This window comes from Priestia sp. JV24 (assembly GCF_025910025.1).
Classification (GTDB): Bacteria; Bacillota; Bacilli; order Bacillales; family Bacillaceae_H; genus Priestia; species Priestia megaterium.
In genome coordinates, this window is record NZ_JAPCIN010000012.1 from 38,084 (window position 1) to 58,247 (window position 20,164).

A 20,164-nucleotide genomic window follows, 5' to 3' on the forward strand; every position below is an offset into this window, starting at 1 on the left:
ATTGTCGAAATTTTTACACAAATTAAAGGTTACATTCGAAATGAATTGTGGTATGTTATAAAACAAGAATATTTTATGAAAGGAGCATTGAAATGGAAATGTCTCTTGAACACGGAAACGATGCAGGAAGCGAACAGCTTATTGATCGTATCCTAGACTTTTTAGAAGATGACCAAAAGTAAAAAAAGAGTGTGCGGTGCTATCCCTAGCCGCGCACTCTTTTTTTATCATGTGCGTAAAGGCAGCGCCATACTATGATACATAGGGATAGAATGAAAGGGTCTCTGTCAAAGGGATTGACGAATGGTTTTGTTTGATAGAAAATTTAGAAAAAGGAAAGAGATGAAGGGTATGTCGAACAAAACATCTTTGTATCAAACAAAAGCACAGTTAAAAAAACTTGTAAGCGAATTGGTTTCTATACCTAGCGTGACAGGAACGATGGCAGAAGTGGAAATGGCTGAATCGATAGCGTCGTATTTATTGAAGCTGCCTTACTTTCAAAAAAACGAGCAAGTCGAGCTTCATTCAACAGGAGACGGGCGATCGATTGTCACAGCTTTTGTTCAAGGGAAAATTACGAATAAAACAGTTGTACTAGTAAGTCATTACGATGTAGTGGATGTACAAGATTATGGACAGTGGAAAAAGGATGCTTTTCACGCTGATACATTAACGAGTACTTTTTATAACCATATGGAACAAGTTCCGGCGCACGTACAAAAAGATATGATAAAAGGAGACTGGCTTTTTGGCCGAGGAACGATGGACATGAAAGCAGGCATTGCCCTGCATATCAGTATGGTTGAACGAGCATGCAACGGGGAGTTTGACGGAAACATCCTGCTGCTGTCAGTGCCGGATGAAGAAGTAAATTCGCTTGGGATGAGAAAAGCAGTGCCTGTTCTTTTAGAACTTGCCCGCAAACATCAGCTGGATTTTTCTCTCATGCTAAATGCAGAACCGGTGTTCAGCCGCTATCCTGGAGATCAAACGAACTATGTGTACTCAGGATCGATTGGAAAAATCATGCCAAGCTTTTTGTGTTATGGAAAAGAAACTCATGTAGGGGAACCGCTAGCTGGTTTAAATGCTAATTTACTAGCTTCTTATTTAACAAAAGAAATAGAATTAAACGTTGATTTTTGCGAAAAAGTAAGAGATGAAACGAGTCCACCTCCTACGGTGCTGATACAAAAAGATTTAAAAGAAGAGTATTCAGTTCAAGTTCCGCACTCTGCCGTTGTATTATTTAATTTATTTATGTTAAATCGCTCTCTTAAAGAAGTAACAGATCTGCTGTTGAAATCGGCTGACAAAGCGGCTTTGAATGTAAAAAAACATTATAATAAAGCCGCTAGGCAGTACGCTGAGGGAATGGAGGGTTCATCTCGTGATGTGAACGTATGGACGTATGAAGAACTTTATACTCATGCAGTCAAACAGCACGGCGAAAAATATGTGCACGAAATGGAAGCAGCACTTTTGGCACAAGAGGAGGATGACAGAAATAAAACCATTAAATTAGTAAACTCTTTAGCTGGTTTATGTAAAGAAGCAGCTCCGATGATGGTCTTATTTTTTACGCCGCCTTTTTATCCGGCCGTTTGTTCACATGATGATCCATTTGTACAAGAGATTTTGTCAAACGTACAGGCAACTGCCAAAGAGCAATTCCAATTGGAGCTAGTTGAACAAAGTTATTTTGGCGGAATTTCGGATTTAAGCTATGCCAGCCTGCAGCATCCGCTTCATACATTTAACACGTTAGTAGCCAATATGCCCCTATGGAATAAAGGGTATCATATCCCGCTAGAAGAGCTAGAGGAGCTGAAGATGCCGGTGCTGAACATTGGACCGCTAGGAAGAGATGCGCATCAATGGACCGAAAGATTAGACGTTCAGTATTCCTTTGAAATTTTGCCTCATTTCATTTATCAAGCTATAAAAGAAGCACACAAATAAACATCCGTCCGCGGATATTTATTTGTTGAATTTAAAAGAAGCTCCTTGTACGGTAATTTGTTGCGGTGTTAGAGCGTGATCCAATTCAACCAAAAATGGACGTTCTCCAACTTTTTTTAATGTATCATGGACAACACCTTGTGTTCCGCTGCAAAAAATAAGGTTTCCTCCATTGACATATAGTTTTTGACAACGTGCATCAAGTAAAGAGTCTTTGTAGCTTTCGCCAGACTGAACGTCCAGCAGTTTCGTCCACTTGCTGATGGATTCTTCGAGGTTATGTACAGCACAGTAAATATTTTTTAGCTGCAGCTGACCAGCTTGGTGGGAAGAAAGATCCGCTAGCTTTGGCTTGCGTTTTTCTTCTGGTTCACCCCATTCAATAAAAAAAGGAAGAGGCAGGGAATCGTGGTCAGCTTCAATAAAACACATTTTCCATTGAAGTCTTTCTCCATCATTGGTTTGGCGAGAACCCGCTACAGGACCTTTTACAGTGACGTTCTTGCTTTCCAGCTCTTTTATTAGCAAATCCATATCATCTGTACGAAGTGCAAATCGGCCAAAATGACCAAGCGGTGTATGTTCGTTAACAAGCTGCTGAATAAGGTCATTATCTGTAACGTTTTGAGCTAACGCGATATCTCTAAGCCCAAGCCATTCAATATAGCTGAGGTTAAAATAAGCCAACGTGTTAAAAGTGCCCCATTTTTCATGGATGCCGCCTTTAATGACATTTATTCCGTATTCGTTTAGTTCTTTCTGAGCTTTAATAGGATCAGGTGAAAAATGAACAAGATGATCAAAAGATAAGTGCATGGATAGGCCTCCTTTTAAGAGAGATTCTTTCCCATTATTATACGTTGTTTTCCTTTTCAAGAAGAGTAAAACGAATGATTATGTAAAATAAAAATCTTAAAAAAAGCAAGCCGCGTATGTTTTAAACTCGACTTGCTTTAGATTTATTTAGCGACCACAGCCATGCCCTTTAAAGCAGCAGCCAAATGATTTATTAAACCATGGATATGAGCAGCAAGGTGAACCGCAGCGACAGCGGCGACGGCTAGAACGGCGAGTAGAACGGCGAGTAGAACGACGAGTAGAACGACGAGTAGAACGGCGAGTAGTACGACGAGTAGAACGGCGAGTAGTGCGGCGAGTAGTGCGACGAGTAGTGCGACGAGTAGTGCGGCGAGTAGTGCGGCGAGTAGAACGGCGAGTAGAACGACGACGAGAGCGTCTGTGAAGAGCAGTTGGCTCTTGGTACATAAACGTTTCAAGCTCAGTAGAAGCAATCGCTTCTGTTGCTTCTCTAATTCTTTCAGCAGTGATATGCATATAAACACCTCCTGGCTAATTCGGTACATAATACAATATGTACAAGGAAGGCGTTTGGATATAGTGAAAACATGGAATTTGTCTAAATTTGTGAAAGAAATGGAGTGGTTTTCATGCTTCAAATCCTCGAACATCAAAGAGTGGATATCGCTCTTCAAATAGTAGCTGTGCAAGTAGAAGCTTATCAAGAAGAAGCAAGGCTCATTGGTTTTTCAGATATTCCTCAGCTTACAGAAAGCAAAGAAGATATTATGAAAAGCAAGGAAGTGTTTATCGGAGAAATGATTGAAGGTAAGCTAGCAGGAGTGCTGTCGTTTGAAAAAGAAAATGAGCGATTAACGATTTGCCGCCTCGTTGTGCGTCCTCGTTACTTTCGAAAAGGAATCGGAAGCTGTCTTTTAACACATGTACTTCAAAGATATTCTGAATGTGAATGTATAGTGTCTACAGCCGAAAAAAATACACCTGCGATTAAGCTGTACAAAGCACATCAGTTTTCAATTATAAAACACACTGCAGCTGCTGATAACCTTGTGTTAGTAACGATGAAAAGAGATTAAGACATCGCTAAATTAATCTAAAGGCCAACAAATGAGCTACATGAGCTAGTAGGAATCGACTGTTGATTTCCATGCAAGACTTCGCTTTCCGCGGGCGGCCGCTGAGCCTTCTCGTCGCTTGCGCTCCTGCGGGGTCTCATCTCTTCCGCTATTCCTCAGTAGTCTCCGTCTTGCTTTCCAATCAACACAGCTAGAATACTCATAACAATAAAAAAATCCGAACGCGTTGATTCTCCATCAAGAATCTCGATTCACCGTTCGGATCTTCTTTCGACTAAAATAATGTTGTCCCGGCCTCTACGATGAGAGTGTTTGCTCAGAATAATCTAGAGCTGTATGACGCTGAATCAGCAGTAAAGCAGCTAAAGTGACAACAGCTCCGATAATAAAAGGCAGCGTCATATTGAGTTTAAAGGCAAATGCACCAAGCAGAGGGCCAAAAATACGCCCTAAGCTATCCATTGAGGCGGTCAGCCCCGAAGCAGAGCCATATCCTACTTTGGTTCTCATTGTAATTAATGAGAGGACACAAGGACGAATAAGGGCATTTCCTGCTGTAAATATGCACAAAAATAAGGTAGCATTAACGGCACTAGAAGATAACAAAATAGACGTAAATCCTATTGCTGAAACTAATAAGCCAATGGCCATCAGCTTTTTTTCATTTCCTTTTTTAAATCGCTGCAGCACACCGCCTTGAATCAGCGCTTGAGTTAAACCGCTCGCCATAAACATCCATCCGATTGTCGTAGGAGTAGCATTAATTTTCGCTATTTGAAAAAATTGAAAAGTAGCTTCTAAACCAGCGAGCGTAAAAGTCGCTAAAAATGAAAGAACATATAAATACTTCATAGCTCCTTGAAAATCTGACGTGAAGTCATGCCATCTCGATGTCTGTACTTTATCAGCAGATTCTTTTCGTAAAGATTCTTTTAACGTAAAGAATGAGAACGCTGTCATAATCAGTGACAAGATACCAGAGATAACGAAGGGAACAAACAAGCCGAAAGATGAAAGGACGCCGCCTAATGCCGGTCCAAAAATAAAGCCTAAGCCAATCGACATTCCTAACAGTCCCATTGCTTTCGTTCGGTTTTCTTCATCTGTACTATCAGAAGCATATGCAAAAGCACAAGGAATAACAGCTCCTGCAAACAAACCTCCGATGATGCGCGACGTATACATTAAAGTCAGAGAGTTTTCTGCCACCGAAAAAAGAAAAAAGCTTGCGCTAAAGCCGAGTAAGCCCCAAAGTAAGATGGGACGCCGGCCTTTTATATCGGAAAGCTTCCCCCAAAAAGGTGCGGTAATAAAAGATGCGATCGAATAGCTAGCCATTAGTATTCCTAAATTGACCGTGCTTGCACCCGTGGCACGAATAACTTCAGGTACGATGGGGATGATCACTCCAAAGCCGACAAATACCATAAAAATAACAAACATTAACGTTCCAAGCTGTTTGTTCATATGCAATTAAGCCCCTTTCTCTGTAGAACATGCCGTGAGTTTAGTATACCAAATACAAAGAAGTTTTTTACGTATATTTGGTAAAAAGCGTTTTATTTACAAATGGATAACTATGTTAATATTTACCTGTTGTGCTGAGGATGATACAATTAAAAGAAAAGGGACGTGAAGTGATTGCCAATATGGATTGTATTTGCTGGGATCATAGGCGGTCTTTTAGGGTTTGGGGCGCTAGTGGATTATATAGCTAAGAAGAGAAGTATCGAATTAGATCCAGAAGAAGGAATAAAGAATGCTTCTGATGCAGAACAAATCTATGTGGAAAATTATCTTTATCAAACAAAAGAAAATAACAATCACTTTCAATAAAAAAAGCTTGGAGACGAATCTCCAAGCTTTTTTAATGCGGTAAAAAGATGAGCTGATAGAGGAATAAAACAGCAAAGACATACACAAGCGGATGGACTTGTTTGCCTTTTCCTTTTACCAGCTTCATTAACGGATAAGAAATGAAGCCAAGCGCAATTCCTGTTGCAATACTTGATGTAAGGGGCATCGCTAGAACAACTAAAAAGGCAGGGAACGCTTCATCAAAGTCATTCCAATTAATTTTAGCTACAGCGCCCATCATCAAGCTTCCGACAATAATTAATGCAGGTGAAGTAATAGCTGCTACGCCAGAAACCGAGCTTACAACCGGACTAAAGAACGCTGCCACAATAAATAAAATGGCTACCGTCACACCCGTTAGACCTGTACGTCCGCCTGCTGCTACACCAGATGAAGATTCAACGTAAGCCGTTGTTGGGCTTGTACCAAATAAAGCTCCAATCGTTGTACCAAATGAGTCAGCGAGCAATGCTTGACGTACGCGAGGCATCTTATTACCTTTCATAAGACCGGCCTGTTGAGCTACTCCTACCATTGTACCTGTTGTATCAAAAATTGTAACAAGTAAGAAAGAAAAAACAACTGTGTACAGATCATGATGAATAACATCTCCAAAAGCAGCAAAAGGATTTGAAATCATTAAGCCGTCTGGAAGGTGAGGAGAAGCAAACAAGCCTTTATCAAATGAAAGCTGTCCTCTAAAGAAAGCAATTAACCCCGTAATAATCATACCGAAGAATAAAGCGCCGTTTACATTTAGCGTATATAAAATGATTGTAATCGCAAGTCCAATCAGTGTTAAAACTACTTTTTCAGACTGCAAATCACCAAGTCCAATTAAATTTGACTTATTTGCAACAATAATACCGGCTGAACGAAGCCCGATAAAAGCAATAAATAAACCGATACCAGCACTAATCGCGTGCTTTAAATTGTTTGGAATAGCTTCAATTAATTTTTCACGAAACGATGTTAACGATAGGATGATAAAGATAATGCCCGCTACGAATACAGCTGAAAAAGCAGTAGCATAGTCGATACTTCCATTTGAACCAACAACTAAAGCAGCAAAGTATGCATTCATTCCCATACCGGGAGCAATAGCGATTGGATAGTTAGCTGCAAGAGCCATCCATAGCGTAGCTACGACTGCTGAAATAATAGTAGCTGTAAATACTTGATCAAAAGGAACGCCGGCGCTGGACAAAATAACTGGGTTCACAATGACGATATAAATCATGGTTAAAAACGTTGTAATACCAGCTAAAATCTCCGTTTTAGCATCCGTGTTATATTCTTTTAACTTAAACATAAGTAACCTCCAAAAATAACGAACATTAAAAGCAACATGATATATAATATTCGTTTTTTACTTGAAATGCAATAGATTTGCATATAAAAAATCAAAAACTAAAAAAGTGACGATAAAAGAGCTAAAACAAGTGTGAAATATTTCTTTTTTTCGGTGCTTTTTATAGTGTGTGCGTATAGAAGAGGCTCATACGAAAAAAAGCCGCTTGGGCTGCGGCGGCTATGTTGCTTGTTTTGAGGAAACGACTATTGGAAATTTTATTTTAATGGAAAGAGTTAAATCGTTATACGTATATTCCAAGCGTCCGTGGTAGTTGGAAACAAGTTCAGAAATGATCCACGTGCCAAGGCCTTCGTGGCGTTCTTTCTTTTCTGTAACATGAAAAGAAGTAAACAAGTGATCTTGACGCTCTCGTGATAAAGGAGCAGTAGAATTGCTGACTTCTAAAATGTAAATGCCACTTCGGATCATACTCGAAACGGTTATCTCTTTTTTCTCAGAAGAATGAGCGGCTTCTAAAGCATTATGCAGTAAATTCATAATGAGATTCATTTGGTCAAGGTGCTTTAAAGGCAGCTGTGATAACGGTGAATCTAATTGAACATTCATATGTATTCCCCACGTATGTGCTTGATTCTTGCTTTGATGTACAACAGAAGCAACGTGCGAATGTTCACCTTGAATATATGAATGGGTATCATTCAAAGCTTCAACGTAATCTTGAATGTACTCTTGTGCCTGCTGTCTTTGATTTGTTTCTAGAAGATAGGATACGGCGCTGACATGTTTAATAAAATCATGTCTTTCAGCCCTTAACGCTTGAAAAAGCTCATTGTTTTTTTGAATTTCACGTGAAGCACTGTTTTCCCGGTTGGTTACGAATATGTATTGTTGATAAGAGGAAAACATGTCGGTCATGTAACCAATCATTGCGATAACGGTTAGGGCAATGCTAAAAGGTGAAGATAGGCTAAATAAAAGCAGGAAAAAAGACGTCAGTACGATTGCTTTTTTTATCGTTAGTGGAGGAGCCGTTTGATATTTCTTTCTCCATATAAAAAATGAACCAATTATAAAAGAACAAAGTAGGAGATGTAAACTAACAGGCAGGTCTTTAAAAAAGAGGAGCACGAAAACCGTTAGTAAAACTAGTGTGTAAAATAGTTTCATTTTAGATAGTCCCTCCTTTAAAAGTATTCTTTTTGCAAGATGTCTAAATTTGTTTTCGTGATTAAAGCTGTTTTTTCGGTGCTTTGAAACATCACTGAGTAGGAGTGCTTAGTATACAGGGAGAAATTTTGAATATAGGAAATGTTGATAATAAAAGCTCGATGAGACCTTAGAAAATGACTCGCTGTTAATTCTTTTTCAATTTCGTTTAATGATTGATAAGTACTAAATTCTCCATGTATCGTTATGATTGTGGTAGAGCGACCTGTTCGTTCTGCAAATATAATATCTTGTTTGTTCAGCACTTGCATTTCGGTTTTTTGTTTTAAAATAAGCTTATCTCTTGTGTCAGTTGATTGTTTTTTTTGATGAAAACGCTGAATACCTTTTAACAGACGCTCTTTAGAATAAGGCTTCATAATGTAGTCTAAAACGTTGAGTTCAAATGCATGAACGGCAAAGCCGCTGTGCCCAGTGACAAAGATGACTTGAATATCAAGTGCGTAAGCATTGATAAAGTCTGCAAGCTCATAACCTGATAGCTTTGGCATTTCAATATCTGTAATTAATAAATCAATTTCATTTTTTTTAATTTCGTTATAAGCTTCCTCCGCGCTGCTAGTCGAAAAAAGTATGTCTATATCATCTTCTCTTTCTAAAGAAATCCTCAATTTTTCTAAATCATATGAATGATCATCCACTAATCCTACTTTCATAAATAAAAACCCTCTTTGTTTCATTCTATTGGATATTACCACACTATTTTACCATGATTTACAAGATAGAAAGGACGTTTCGCGACATAAAAAACCCTCTTTATGACAAGATGGAAGATGCTGTATGAAAAATAAGCTAAGATAGATTCAATCACAGTAAAAGGGGAGAGCAGATATGATTGAAATCAAAGGTGTGACGAAATATTTTAAAGAGAAAAAGCAAACAATTGCAGCTGTTCAAGATATTCATGTAACCATCGCACAAGGAGAAATTGTAGGACTATTAGGTGAAAATGGAGCGGGGAAAACAACTCTTTTACGTATGCTGTCGACTGTACTTGAACCATCGGAAGGTAATATGTTCATTCACGGAATAAACATTCATAAACAGCCTGATAAAATAAAGAAAAAAATCGGCGTCCTTTTTGGCGGTGAAACAGGTTTATACGACCGTTTGACTGCGCGTGAAAACTTAGCTTATTTTGCTAAGTTTTATGGAATGAGCAAACATGAAACTAAGATAAGGATTGAGGAACTGGCCAAACGTTTTGGAATGAAAGACTACTTGGATCGCCGCGTCGGAGGCTTTTCAAAAGGAATGCGTCAAAAAGTAGCCATTGCACGCACTATTCTTCATAACCCGGACATTATCCTATTTGATGAGCCGACTACAGGGTTAGACATTACATCAGCAAACATGTTTCGTGAGCTTATTAAAAGTCTGCAAAGAGAAGGAAAAACGATTGTTTTTTCCAGTCACATTATGGAAGAAGTGGAGATGCTGTGTCAGTCTATCATCATGATTCATAAAGGAAAAATGATTTATCAAGGAACAAATGAACAGCTTTATAAAGAAGAGGAAAGCACAGACTTAAACTACATCTTTATGTCGCGTATCGTGAGGGGGGCTTAATATGATTTGGCATATTTATAAAAAAGAGTTAATTGATTGTTTGCGAGATCGAAAGACGATTATCTTTAGTGTGTTGATTCCTATTTTATTAAATGTAGGGATGCTGTTTTTTGTAGATAGAATGATGTCTAGTAATCAACCTGATGGTATGTCCATAGCTGTTGAGAAAGGCTCAGATACAAGTGTAGTGGAATGGTTAAAGAAAGATAGAAACCTTCAAGTTGTGGAAAGCGAAGATCCGCTTCAAACAGTGGAAAAAGGCAAAGCATCAGTAGCTTTAAAAGTTGATAAGAAATTTTCTGATAAAATTCTCCATATGCAATCGCCGGACGTAATGATTTATACAAGTCCAGATAGCGTAGAATCTTCACGTACAACAGAGTACGTTACAGCTATATTAAATAAACAGAGAGACGGCATTATAAAAGAACGTTTAACACAATTAAATATTAATGATCAAACAATTCAGCCCTTCTATGTCAAGGAACAAAGCCTTTCAAATAAAGATAATAGTTCATTAATTATGGTGGCAATTTATGCTCCTATGATTATTGCTATAGGGGTGTTAGGTGGTATTGTACCTTCCGCTAATGATATTTTCGCAGGAGAAAAAGAGCGAAAAACGATGGAAGCTCTACTCATGGCTCCTATTAAAAGACTACATTTACTAATAGGGAAGTGGTTTACTATTTCTACATTTGGGGTCTTAAGCGGAGTGCTTTCTACTATTTCATTTGTGCTTTTTGTACGCTACTTTACCGTGACGTTAAATGATGCCTTGAATCTAAATAATCATCTCATTGCTTTTAGCGCTTCATTACTAGTGGCTATCACTTTGTTTGCCTTATTAGCAGGGCTAATTCTTTGTATCTTTAGTCTCTTAGCAAGTTCGGTTAAAGAAGCGCAAAGCTATACATCGCAAATTGTTACAGTAGCGATACTGCCATGCTTTTTACTGATGGGAAAATCCGTACACGAACTGCAGCCAAGCGGATTCTTAATTCCTATTTATAACGTATTTGCACTTATGAAACAGCTTCTCTACGGTGTCTATGACATGCAGAGTCTTGCCTACACAATAGGAAGCTTGTCGGTTTGTACAGTTGTTTTATTTACGATTGGTTATACGATGTTTACCAAAAGCCGCTGGGTGCTTGGTAAAGGTTAAGAGACTGGGCAAAAGTAGTTTAGTTGAAGGAAGGTCCGAACGATAAGTCGAGGTTCTTGATAAAGAATCCAACTCGTTCGGATTTTTTCATTGTTATGATTATCGTATGTGTAGTTGTTTATCTCTAGATTCAATTGATTTCGTTATGTCTCAACTGTTTGTGTAGGGAAAGAGCAATTAAAAGAGAATGTAGGAAGAAAGGAGAGTGAGACAGTTGCATCCTATTATAGTAGAAGAAATTCCTGACTCTATAAAAAAGTATGTGAAACAAATCGAAAAAGTGACGTTTCCAAAGCAGGGATGTACGTCGGATGTTGGTATCCTTCATACCGCTAAAGGAAGGTATGTTTTAAAGCGGACAAAAGGGGAAAAGTACAGAAAATGGTTATATAAGGAATATTATGTATTAAAGAATATACAAGCACTGGCAGAATGTCGAAGTCCGATCGTTTACAAATTCGTCAAAACAGCAGAAGAGAGCTGGCTGCTGCTAGAATTTTTTGAAGGAAAAACTGTAAGAGAGTATTTAGAGAAAGAAGATAATGAAGAAAAGCGCGAGCACATTGTCTACGAAATGGGGCGTCTTCTTGCTCGCATTCACGATGCGAAGTGTCCAGAACAATTAGTGAGTAAGCAGCTGTGGATCCACCGAATGCTGCAAGAGGCAGAGTACAATTTAATCCACTATAAGGTAGACGGAAATCAACAGCTGCTAAAACAACTGCAGAAGCAAAACATGATATGCAAACAAGAGGTGCTTATTCACGGAGACTACACGATTGATAATGTACTTGTGCACGACGGTCGGATAACAGCTGTTATTGACTGGAGCGGAGGAACTTGGGGAGACGCTCGTTATGATATGGCCCTTGCTGTTCGCTTTGAAGACGGAATTTTTACAGGTAAAGAGCGCGCGTGTTTTTTTAAGGGATACGGCAAGGGGATTTCACAGCACGAATTTTGTTATTTTGCAGAAGGATTGTACGAGTTTTTCTAAGCAATAATGACATCATTTTCTTCATTTGTTGAACGTCCACTTTCTTTGACGAATTCCTACTAGTTTTGTCACGTATGAAGGGATTTAAAAATTTCTCTCGAAATGGCTAGTAAATGAAAAAAATGGAGGGATGGAACATGACGATGAAAACGGTAGATGTGGCAAAAGCGCTAGGAATACATCCAAGTACGGTATTAAAGTGGGTCAAAATGGCAGATATCGAGCTAGAGAGAAATGAATCGGGACACTGTGAGTTTACAGAAGAAAATGTTGAAGCACTTAGAAACTTTCAAAAAAACCGCAATCGTCAAGCCGTCGTCAAAGTGGTAGAAAAAGTAGTGGAAAAAGAGGAAGTCGTTATATCTGATGAACGTGCACAAGACATGCAAAAGCAGCTTGATCAGCTTTTTTTAAGGCTAATTGAAAATGAAAAGCGTACAGAAGAAAAAGCGGGAGAAGTAGTGACTTTTCAAATTTTAGAGCATCGTTCAGAAATCGATCGATTAAATAAAGTTATTACGAAATTAGAAAATCGAGTAGTGGAACTTGAAAGTCAGTTAAAAAGTGAAGACAGCTTAAAAGGTAAAAAGCCTGTTCCGAGATGGAGAAGCTTTTTAACCGGTATTTTTAGCTATTAGCAGCGATTTACCATAACGGTAAATCGCTTTTTTTATGGAATTTTATGAAAAATACATCAATTTGTACAGAATTGTGGAAAAAAATCTCAATAATAGTTGACGAAACGCTTAGTAATTTGATAAAACTAATTAAGTTAAGAAAGTGAAATACTTTCGTAAATACATATTCGCTATCAGGCGATAGCGTTAAGGAGAGTGACAAGTGAAAAAAAGAGAAGAGCTCGTTCAAGAAATGGAGACGCTGTTTCGCTTTGTGTTCAGACAGCTACGCCAAGAAATTAATGAAGTATACAATTCAGAGCTATCAACAAATGAATTTATGGTGCTTCGTATGCTGGTTGATTCCGGCAGGCAGCGATCAACTGATTTATCAAAGTATCTTCAGGTTTCAGCAAGCCACATTACCGCGGTAACCGACTTGCTTTTATCAAAAGGCTACATTGCACGCAAACGGTCTGAAAACGATCGGCGTATTATTGATATCGAACTGACCAAGGAAGGACAGGATATTTTTAATGCTATTCAAGAGAAGAAACGAGCCTATTTCCTTGAGCGTTTTGAGCACTTTACAGATAAAGAAATTGAAACGGTGAATAAACTGTTTCACAAAATTAAAGGCGATCAAAAATAAAGCGCTTTAAATGCGGAAGAATAATCAGCGAACATGGCTTTCACTGATTATTTTTTTGTCTTAAAACGCAAAGAGTATGAAAGGCAAGTTAGTTGGTGAGAACATAAAATCAGCGTATAATAATAGAAAGAACACATGAAGGAGGTCATCTTTTTGACAGAACAATATGAAGTAGCAACTTTTGCCGGCGGCTGTTTTTGGTGTATGGTGAAGCCCTTTGATGAACAGCCAGGCATTATAAAAGTTGTATCTGGCTATACAGGCGGTCACAAAGAGAACCCGACGTACAAAGAAGTATGCTCAGAAACAACGGGCCACTATGAAGCGGTCCAAATTACATTTAATCCAGAGGTTTTTCCATATGAAAAGCTTTTAGAACTATACTGGCCTCAAATTGATCCAACTGATGCAGGCGGACAATTTGCGGATCGAGGCGATTCATATCGAACAGCTATTTTTTATCACAATGAACACCAAAAGGCACTAGCTGAAGAATCGAAGCAGCAATTAGAAGCAAGCGGTCGTTTTTCTGAGCCGATTGCTACACAAATTCTACCGGCAAAACCGTTTTATGAAGCGGAAGAATACCATCAAGGTTACTATAAGAAAAATAAATTCCGCTATGCTATGTATCGACGCGGGTCTGGACGTGATCGTTTTATTAAAGAAAACTGGAAAGACTTTGGACGCGACGAGCAGCTGAAAACGACATTAACGCCTATTCAGTATGAAGTTACTCAAAATGACGCAACGGAACCTCCGTTTCGCAATGAATTTTGGGATCATACAGAAGATGGTATTTATGTAGATATCGTATCAGGAGAGCCGTTGTTTAGTTCAACTGATAAATATGATGCCGGATGCGGATGGCCGTCTTTCACAAAAGCGATTAATAAAGATGAAGTAAAAGAAAACATGGACGTTAGTCATAATATGGTTCGTACAGAAGTACGAAGCAAGACGGCTAACTCTCATTTAGGTCATTTATTTGACGATGGTCCGCAAGATGCAGGCGGCTTGCGCTACTGCATCAACTCAGCAGCTCTTCGCTTTGTTCCGAAAGAAGATTTAGAAAAAGAAGGATACGGGGAATACACGGTTTTATTTAACAAATAAAATAATATGAGAAAAAGAGCGTGATTCAACTTAAAGTTGGCTCACGCTCTTCTTTTTGTGCTTTCTTTTGTTTTATTTTGGCTCGAATGAGGCTATAGAGAAAAAGGAAAGGAATGTAGCCATAAATAAAGTAAAAGCCGGTCATGGATAATCGTGTATTAAGCTGATCGATGGTTTCCCGATCATCAAAGAAAATAGAGAAACCAAGAAGAGCAATAAGAACGAATATGAGAAAAATCGTAGGCGGCTTATTAAATGTTTTACTAAATCCACGAATGGTACACCATACGCTGACAGCAATAGTAGGAAGAACGACTAAAAGCCACAGAGAAATTAAAATATATTCAAAACGCTGTAAAAAGGGGATTTCAATAATTTTGGCCATCGTTAAAGTTGGCCAGATCGTATGCATTAACTGTCCCTGGCTAAAGTAGGCAAATGAAACTAATGCTGTGCACAAGTATAAAAAAGCACTGAACAAAATCCCAAGCTGCCCCCATTTTTGGCTAGTAGCGCCGTTTTTTATAAAAGGATAGAAAAAAAGCACGGATTCAAATCCCAAATTCTCAAAAGTCATCATTTTAGTTGAAATTAAAAATTCCCATATCGTGTGGTCAAATAAAGGAAATAAATTATTAAGATGCCCATATTTTAATGGATAAAGTAAGGCAAATACGAGCGGCAAGGGAAGCATAACTCCAAAAAAAGCAATTCCAGTAATCACACGAAATCCACCGGAGACTGTATAGTAAATAATAGGTAAGTAAACAAGTGATACAATCCATGTTTCCAGCTGCGGAAACATCCATATTTGTAAAATTTCTACGTACGTCCGGTAAATGGTTAACGCAAAAATAAAATAATAAGCCGATGCCGCAAGAGTGAAAGCTCCTCCAAGGTATTTCCCAAAGTATAACCGGTGAATATCGACAATATCGCTGTTTTCACGGGTTAAGATATTAAAAATCATCGCTAATAAAATACAGACGCTGATCGCAGCAAGGAAGATAGATATCCACGCTTCATATCCAGCACCTTTAATAATATAACGCTGAAATCCTAGTATTCCAACGCCAATCTGAGTAGAGTGAACTAAGAAAAAAAGAAAAGAAGGGGAAACTTGATTTTCTTCTTTAATTGTATTGTGCATCTTTTCTTCCTCCTAGTTGCTAATACCGGTTTGAATAAGATGAACGCGAGCTTTTACTTCAATATTCATATCCGGATATTGCGCTTTGAATTTTTCACTGTTAAACCCTCGCGTTTTACTTCGAACATAATCTGTAAAACAAATGGGGTCGATTTTGTGCCGCTGAAGCTTCTTAATAAAGGCATCCCCGTCTTTTTCAATATCTTTTTGAAGCGTTTTTTCAACCATTTTAATACTAGCCGGGTCTGTTAAATCTATCCATCCAGGAAACTCTTTTACAAGGCCATTGATAGTTAAGTGCGCAATAATACTTGGATGTTGATGATTTCCTTTAATTTCATACTTTGTTTTGGTGCGCAAGTTTTGCAGTATAATTTCACCTTTACGGTCACTTTCTTTAATTTTTACTGAGTAGCGACCGTGCTTTGCTCCGCTTGTTAGCAGCTTAAATAAAAATGTTTCTTTCATTCCGATGGTTGTAACGACTTTTTGTTTTTTGAAAAGCGCCAGTCCCTTTAATTTAATGGCATCTTTTTGCTGCGCTAAAACAGGAAGATAAGGGTCGCGGTCGTCGCTAAAAAAACTGAATAAAAAAATTTGTAAATTGGTGTTAGGCAAATTTTCTGTGCGGATATTTTGTTCGATTAAATTAGAAATAAACTGATAGTCTTTAATTTTCTTTTTCGTAACAGAGCTCAATAATTCATGTGCGTTACCATCTGCAATGCTTAATTTAATATTACGTCCAAGGTCTGGATTTCTAGCAATTGTGTTTACTAATTCATCCACACCATGTGTTGCAAATTCTTTTCCCATGACGATGCTCCTTAATTGACCAAAAGCGACCGGAAGAGATGATTTATTGTTTAAACGAAGCGGAATATCAAAGGATGAATTAGCAGTAGCCGCAATAATACTAGGTTCTTCCGTTGGCCCGTACTTATAAATAGGGTATAAAATGGTTCCTCTGACTTTATTGCTTTGAGGAATATAATCATATCCGATGGAGTTGACTACTTGAATTTCGTCAATTGTTTCACGGTCTGCACAGCTTGTTAAGAAAGTAAGGCAAGTGCATAAAATAAGTATTCTCTTCATGACGTTTCCCCGCTTTACTCGTTATCTAAATTACTTTTTCGTTTAGTCTTATTCGCTTTATTAGGGTTATAGCGGAAGCGTTCTAAAGGACGCAAGTAGCTTGGCCGCTTTGCTGTATGACTATAGGGCAATCGCAGAAAGGTATCCCTATACTCTGTTGGACGAAACGGAAAAAGCGGAACAAGATAAGGCATGCCCAAAGATTTTAAACGAAGCAAATGAACCAGTAAGAAACAAAAACCAAAGGTAATGCCGACTAAACCAAACGCAGTAGCAAACAAAATAAACGGAAAACGTAATAAACGGATGGTGTTAGACATTTTAAAAATAGGCGTTGTAAAAGAGGCTAAAGCTGTCAGTGAAACAATAATAAGTAAAATATTGCTTGTTAATGCCGCTTCTACTGTTGCTTGCCCAATAACAATCCCTCCTACGATTCCCAGCGTTTGACCTACTTTTGTTGGAAGTCTGGCTCCGGCCTCTCGAAGCAGTTCAATGGTTATTTCTAAAAAAAGTACTTCGATGACCGGTGGAAAAGGAACGTTTGTCCTTGAAAAAATAATAGGCCCGAGCAAATCTTTTGGAAGCATCTCATAATGATACGTAACAATGGCTACATAAAGAGGCGTAGCAAAAATAGAGAAAAAGACGCCTAAAATACGAATAACTCGGAAAAAAGATCCTAGAACCCACGGCAGATAGTAGTCTTCAGGTGAAACAAAGAAGTCAAGCAGCGTTGACGGCCCCGTAACTGCGTAGGGTGAACCGCTTGAAAAGAAGGCAGCTTGCCCGTTTAACAGACTAAACAAGACTCGGTCAATCCGCTCTGTTGTTAAAAAAAGCGGAAACGCCGTAGAAGAATTATCGGAAATTAATTGATCAAGCATTGTACTATCAAAAATGACGTCGAAATCTATATCTTCAAGGCGCTGCGTCATAGTCTCTACGTGCTGAGGGTTCGTTACGCCTTCTAAGTAAACAAGAACGACGCGCGTTTTCGATTTGTTTCCTACGGTAAGTTCTTTAAAAATAAGATTTTCGGAAATGACCGTTTTTCTCATTAAATAGAGATTGACATCTAAATCCTCTACAAAACCAATTTTAGGACCAACAACGCTGAACTCATTTTCCGTTTCATTTTCTTTTCGAAAACCTGTATCAAAGCTTTGAACTTTAATAAGCGCTACTAGCTTATCGTCTTTATGTAATTGAAACATTACGTAGCCGCGCAGCATCTTTTCTAAAATCTCTTTTGTATCTTTTGTAACGGAAATATCTTCGATTGGCAGAACGTTTTCGACTTCTTGCACACTGCTTAACGTGAAGTCTAGTTTTTGAAAGGGCTCGAGTATTTTATCTTCAACGCTTTGCATGTTTACGAGCTGCTTAAAATAAGTAATGATGTATTTTCGATGCTGTGAGCCAATGGCTAATGTCATAAAGTCACTTGATTTCTTAAACTGTTTAATCAGTTCATCCAATGATTTTTTGGGCTGATCGTCTGCATTCTTTTTTTTAAATAAATGTTTAAACATAACCGTGCCCCTCACTTGACTTTCTATTACTGGTAGTTTGTTCATGTACTTCCTTTTTATTCGACTATTTTTTCTCAAGAAGAAAGGAAGAATATAAAGACAAACTTTACACTCTTTTACAGTGGGTAAACAGTGGATTTACGTTTGAATGGTAACTTTAGACATGTCGAAGATAATGAAATAAAGGAGCGGGTACATTTATATGAAGAAAAAATTAGCAGGTATTACACTGGCAGGAGCCGTAGCATTGGCCTCGTTTGGTGTAGGAAACTCACTTATTCAAACGGAAGCAAAAGTGGAGCACAAGTCAGCTAAGAAACCTCAAAATGTCATTATGATGGTAATGGACGGGACGAGTTCAAATGCTACTACACTCGCAAGATGGTACAAGGGAAAACCGTTACATATGGATCAGCTGATGGCCGGGGGAGTACGTGCGTATTCGGCAGAATCTGCTATTACAGATTCCGCTCCGGCAGCTACTGCTTTAGCAACAGGAAATAAATCAAATTCAGGCTATGTAGGTGTGCTTCCTTCAGTAGTGAATACACCTGGAATTAAACCCGTAGAAAAAGAAGATCAATTTCGTCCCGTAGCAAACGTTCTAGAAGGAGCAAAGCTTTCAGGGCGCGCGACAGGAATTGTGGCTACTTCTGAAATCCAGCACGCCACACCAGCTGGTTTTTCAGCCCACAACTATAACCGTGATGATTTTCAAACGCTAGCGGAGCAGCAAGTGTATCAAAACATTGATGTAGTGCTTGGAGGAGGTAAGCAATCTCTTCTTCCGGGAAAAGAAGAAAAAAGCCGGAAAGATAGTGAAAACTTAGTCAATGTATTGAATAAAAGAGGATATGACTTTGTAGAAAATAAAAAGGAATTAGAGCAGTCACGCGCCAAAAAAATCTGGGGGAGCTTCGCCGACCGAGACTTAGCGTATGATATGGACCGACCGCAGACAAAAGCAGAACAGCCAAAGTTGTCCCAGATGACAAATAAAGCAATAACAACACTATCCAAAGATAAAGACGGTTTTTTCTTATTTATTGAAGGAAGCAAAACAGATTGGGCAGCTCATGCGAATGATCCAATAGGCATGATTAGCGATGTACTAGCGTTTGATGAAGCAGTAGGCAAAGCAGTAGAGTTCGCTGAAAAAGATGGAAATACGATGGTTATTGCGATTGCCGATCACGGAAACAGCGGTCTTTCAATCGGTAATGCAAATACAACAAAAGGATATGATACCACACCTGTTTCTGCTTATATTGATCCATTAAAAAAAGCAAAAATGACGTTAGAAGGTGCTACGTCTAAATTAAAAGAAGATTTGTCAAATAAAGAAGAAGTAGCTGCTCTGTATGGTTTATCAAATCTAACTTCAGAGGAAAAAGCGCAGCTGACTAAAGCAAGAGATAAAAAAGAAATCAGTGCTGCACTATCGAAGTTATTAGCCAACCGAGCAAACCTTGGATTCACAACGGGCGGTCATACGGGTGAGGATGTATTTCTGTATTCATACGGCGTAAATCGACCAACGGGGCACTTTGATAATACGGATATTGCCAAACATATGGCTAAATCAATGAATATTAACTTAAACCAGTTAACAAATGAATTATTTATTGAAGCAAATAAAGCTTTTAAAGGCTCAAAGGTAGCGGTTGACTCAAAAGACAAAAACAACCCTGTGCTGGTTGTTACAAACAATAAGCGAACGGTGCGTTTTCCAGTAAATAAAAATATTGCTATTGTAAATGGAAAAGAAATTCAAATGGACAGCGTAGTGGTACAGGATAAAAAGAATCGCTTCTTTGTATCAAAACAAGCACAGCAAATTGTAAAAAATGAAAAATAAGAAATGAATGCAAAACAGGCCGGGTTATTAGGCCTGTTTTTTTACAAATAATAGATGGTTAATTAGGTTATGTAGCCTTTATAGAGGAATGAAGCTATTTATTTTACAAATAAATAGCTTTGAACACTTAAAGAAATGGAAAGTC

General features: G+C 38.4%; 19 protein-coding genes. 10 read left to right on the plus strand and 9 right to left on the minus strand.

Annotated elements, in window-relative coordinates; genetic code table 11:
* Window positions 1-351 precede the first annotated feature (351 nt).
* Entirely contained in the window at window positions 352-1,965 is a 1,614-nt protein-coding gene (locus tag OK414_RS05890; RefSeq protein ID WP_034653620.1) for a M20/M25/M40 family metallo-hydrolase, read from the plus strand.
* Window positions 1,966-1,983: 18 nt separating this feature from the next.
* Here the strand turns inward: OK414_RS05890 and OK414_RS05895 are convergent, their stop codons facing one another.
* Both OK414_RS05895 and OK414_RS05900 read right to left on the minus strand, forming a co-directional pair.
* On the minus strand, window positions 1,984-2,781 hold the full coding sequence (locus tag OK414_RS05895; RefSeq protein ID WP_043979727.1) for a VOC family protein: 798 nt from the start codon (window positions 2,779-2,781) through the stop codon (window positions 1,984-1,986).
* 147 nt (window positions 2,782-2,928) lie between these two features.
* The gene (locus OK414_RS05900) at window positions 2,929-3,300 is read right to left on the minus strand and encodes a CotG/ExsB N-terminal domain-containing protein (protein ID WP_216874129.1); all 372 of its coding nucleotides are present in this window, start codon (window positions 3,298-3,300) and stop codon (window positions 2,929-2,931) included.
* A 113-nt stretch (window positions 3,301-3,413) separates the two neighbouring features.
* Between OK414_RS05900 and OK414_RS05905 the strand changes: the two genes are divergently transcribed.
* A complete protein-coding gene (locus tag OK414_RS05905; RefSeq protein ID WP_034653615.1) occupies window positions 3,414-3,860 on the plus strand; it encodes a GNAT family N-acetyltransferase in 447 nt (148 codons plus the stop codon).
* 297 nt (window positions 3,861-4,157) lie between these two features.
* Here the strand turns inward: OK414_RS05905 and OK414_RS05910 are convergent, their stop codons facing one another.
* A complete protein-coding gene (locus OK414_RS05910; protein ID WP_013082183.1) occupies window positions 4,158-5,327 on the minus strand; it encodes an MFS transporter in 1,170 nt (389 codons plus the stop codon).
* 174 nt (window positions 5,328-5,501) lie between these two features.
* Between OK414_RS05910 and OK414_RS05915 the strand changes: the two genes are divergently transcribed.
* The gene (locus OK414_RS05915; RefSeq protein WP_013082184.1) at window positions 5,502-5,696 is read left to right on the plus strand and encodes a hypothetical protein; all 195 of its coding nucleotides are present in this window, start codon (window positions 5,502-5,504) and stop codon (window positions 5,694-5,696) included.
* A 31-nt stretch (window positions 5,697-5,727) separates the two neighbouring features.
* On the opposite strand, the gene OK414_RS05920 is transcribed toward OK414_RS05915, so the two are convergent.
* The 3 genes from OK414_RS05920 to OK414_RS05930 form a co-directional block, all read right to left on the minus strand.
* Window positions 5,728-7,029 (minus strand): NCS2 family permease, encoded by a 1,302-nt coding sequence (locus OK414_RS05920; RefSeq protein ID WP_013055916.1) that lies wholly within the window; start codon window positions 7,027-7,029, stop codon window positions 5,728-5,730.
* A 219-nt stretch (window positions 7,030-7,248) separates the two neighbouring features.
* A complete protein-coding gene (locus OK414_RS05925; protein ID WP_034653610.1) occupies window positions 7,249-8,199 on the minus strand; it encodes a sensor histidine kinase in 951 nt (316 codons plus the stop codon).
* A 17-nt stretch (window positions 8,200-8,216) separates the two neighbouring features.
* Window positions 8,217-8,915, minus strand: a complete 699-nt coding sequence (locus tag OK414_RS05930; protein WP_263045445.1) for a LytR/AlgR family response regulator transcription factor — start codon at window positions 8,913-8,915, stop codon at window positions 8,217-8,219.
* 175 nt (window positions 8,916-9,090) lie between these two features.
* Here OK414_RS05930 and OK414_RS05935 point away from each other — a divergent pair, with 175 nt between their 5' ends.
* The 6 genes from OK414_RS05935 to msrA all read left to right on the plus strand — a co-directional run bounded on the left by OK414_RS05935 (window position 9,091) and on the right by msrA (window position 14,378).
* Window positions 9,091-9,828 (plus strand): ATP-binding cassette domain-containing protein, encoded by a 738-nt coding sequence (locus tag OK414_RS05935; RefSeq protein ID WP_263045444.1) that lies wholly within the window; start codon window positions 9,091-9,093, stop codon window positions 9,826-9,828.
* 1 nt (window position 9,829) lies between these two features.
* Window positions 9,830-10,996, plus strand: a complete 1,167-nt coding sequence (locus OK414_RS05940; RefSeq protein ID WP_034653603.1) for an ABC transporter permease — start codon at window positions 9,830-9,832, stop codon at window positions 10,994-10,996.
* Window positions 10,997-11,201: 205 nt separating this feature from the next.
* Window positions 11,202-11,993 (plus strand): phosphotransferase family protein, encoded by a 792-nt coding sequence (locus tag OK414_RS05945; RefSeq protein ID WP_233335074.1) that lies wholly within the window; start codon window positions 11,202-11,204, stop codon window positions 11,991-11,993.
* Window positions 11,994-12,130: 137 nt separating this feature from the next.
* Window positions 12,131-12,631 (plus strand): MerR family transcriptional regulator, encoded by a 501-nt coding sequence (locus OK414_RS05950; protein WP_034653601.1) that lies wholly within the window; start codon window positions 12,131-12,133, stop codon window positions 12,629-12,631.
* A 202-nt stretch (window positions 12,632-12,833) separates the two neighbouring features.
* Complete coding sequence (locus OK414_RS05955; protein ID WP_013082191.1) at window positions 12,834-13,262, plus strand: MarR family winged helix-turn-helix transcriptional regulator; 429 nt, start codon at window positions 12,834-12,836, stop codon at window positions 13,260-13,262.
* A 153-nt stretch (window positions 13,263-13,415) separates the two neighbouring features.
* Window positions 13,416-14,378 (plus strand): peptide-methionine (S)-S-oxide reductase MsrA, encoded by a 963-nt coding sequence (gene msrA / locus OK414_RS05960; protein WP_216874133.1) that lies wholly within the window; start codon window positions 13,416-13,418, stop codon window positions 14,376-14,378.
* Between the two features lie 25 nt (window positions 14,379-14,403).
* Here msrA and OK414_RS05965 read toward each other — a convergent pair whose 3' ends face one another.
* From OK414_RS05965 to OK414_RS05975, 3 genes are read right to left on the minus strand one after another with little or no spacing between them, the layout of a single operon-like run.
* Window positions 14,404-15,528 carry a GerAB/ArcD/ProY family transporter gene (locus OK414_RS05965; protein WP_095379830.1) on the minus strand — a complete coding sequence of 375 codons (1,125 nt, stop codon included), beginning with the start codon at window positions 15,526-15,528 and terminating at the stop codon, window positions 14,404-14,406.
* Between the two features lie 12 nt (window positions 15,529-15,540).
* A complete protein-coding gene (locus tag OK414_RS05970; protein ID WP_034653595.1) occupies window positions 15,541-16,626 on the minus strand; it encodes a Ger(x)C family spore germination protein in 1,086 nt (361 codons plus the stop codon).
* 14 nt (window positions 16,627-16,640) lie between these two features.
* The gene (locus OK414_RS05975; protein WP_016763360.1) at window positions 16,641-18,161 is read right to left on the minus strand and encodes a spore germination protein; all 1,521 of its coding nucleotides are present in this window, start codon (window positions 18,159-18,161) and stop codon (window positions 16,641-16,643) included.
* 202 nt (window positions 18,162-18,363) lie between these two features.
* Between OK414_RS05975 and OK414_RS05980 the strand changes: the two genes are divergently transcribed.
* Entirely contained in the window at window positions 18,364-20,019 is a 1,656-nt protein-coding gene (locus OK414_RS05980) for an alkaline phosphatase (protein ID WP_263045443.1), read from the plus strand.
* The last annotated feature ends 145 nt before the right edge of the window (window positions 20,020-20,164 follow it).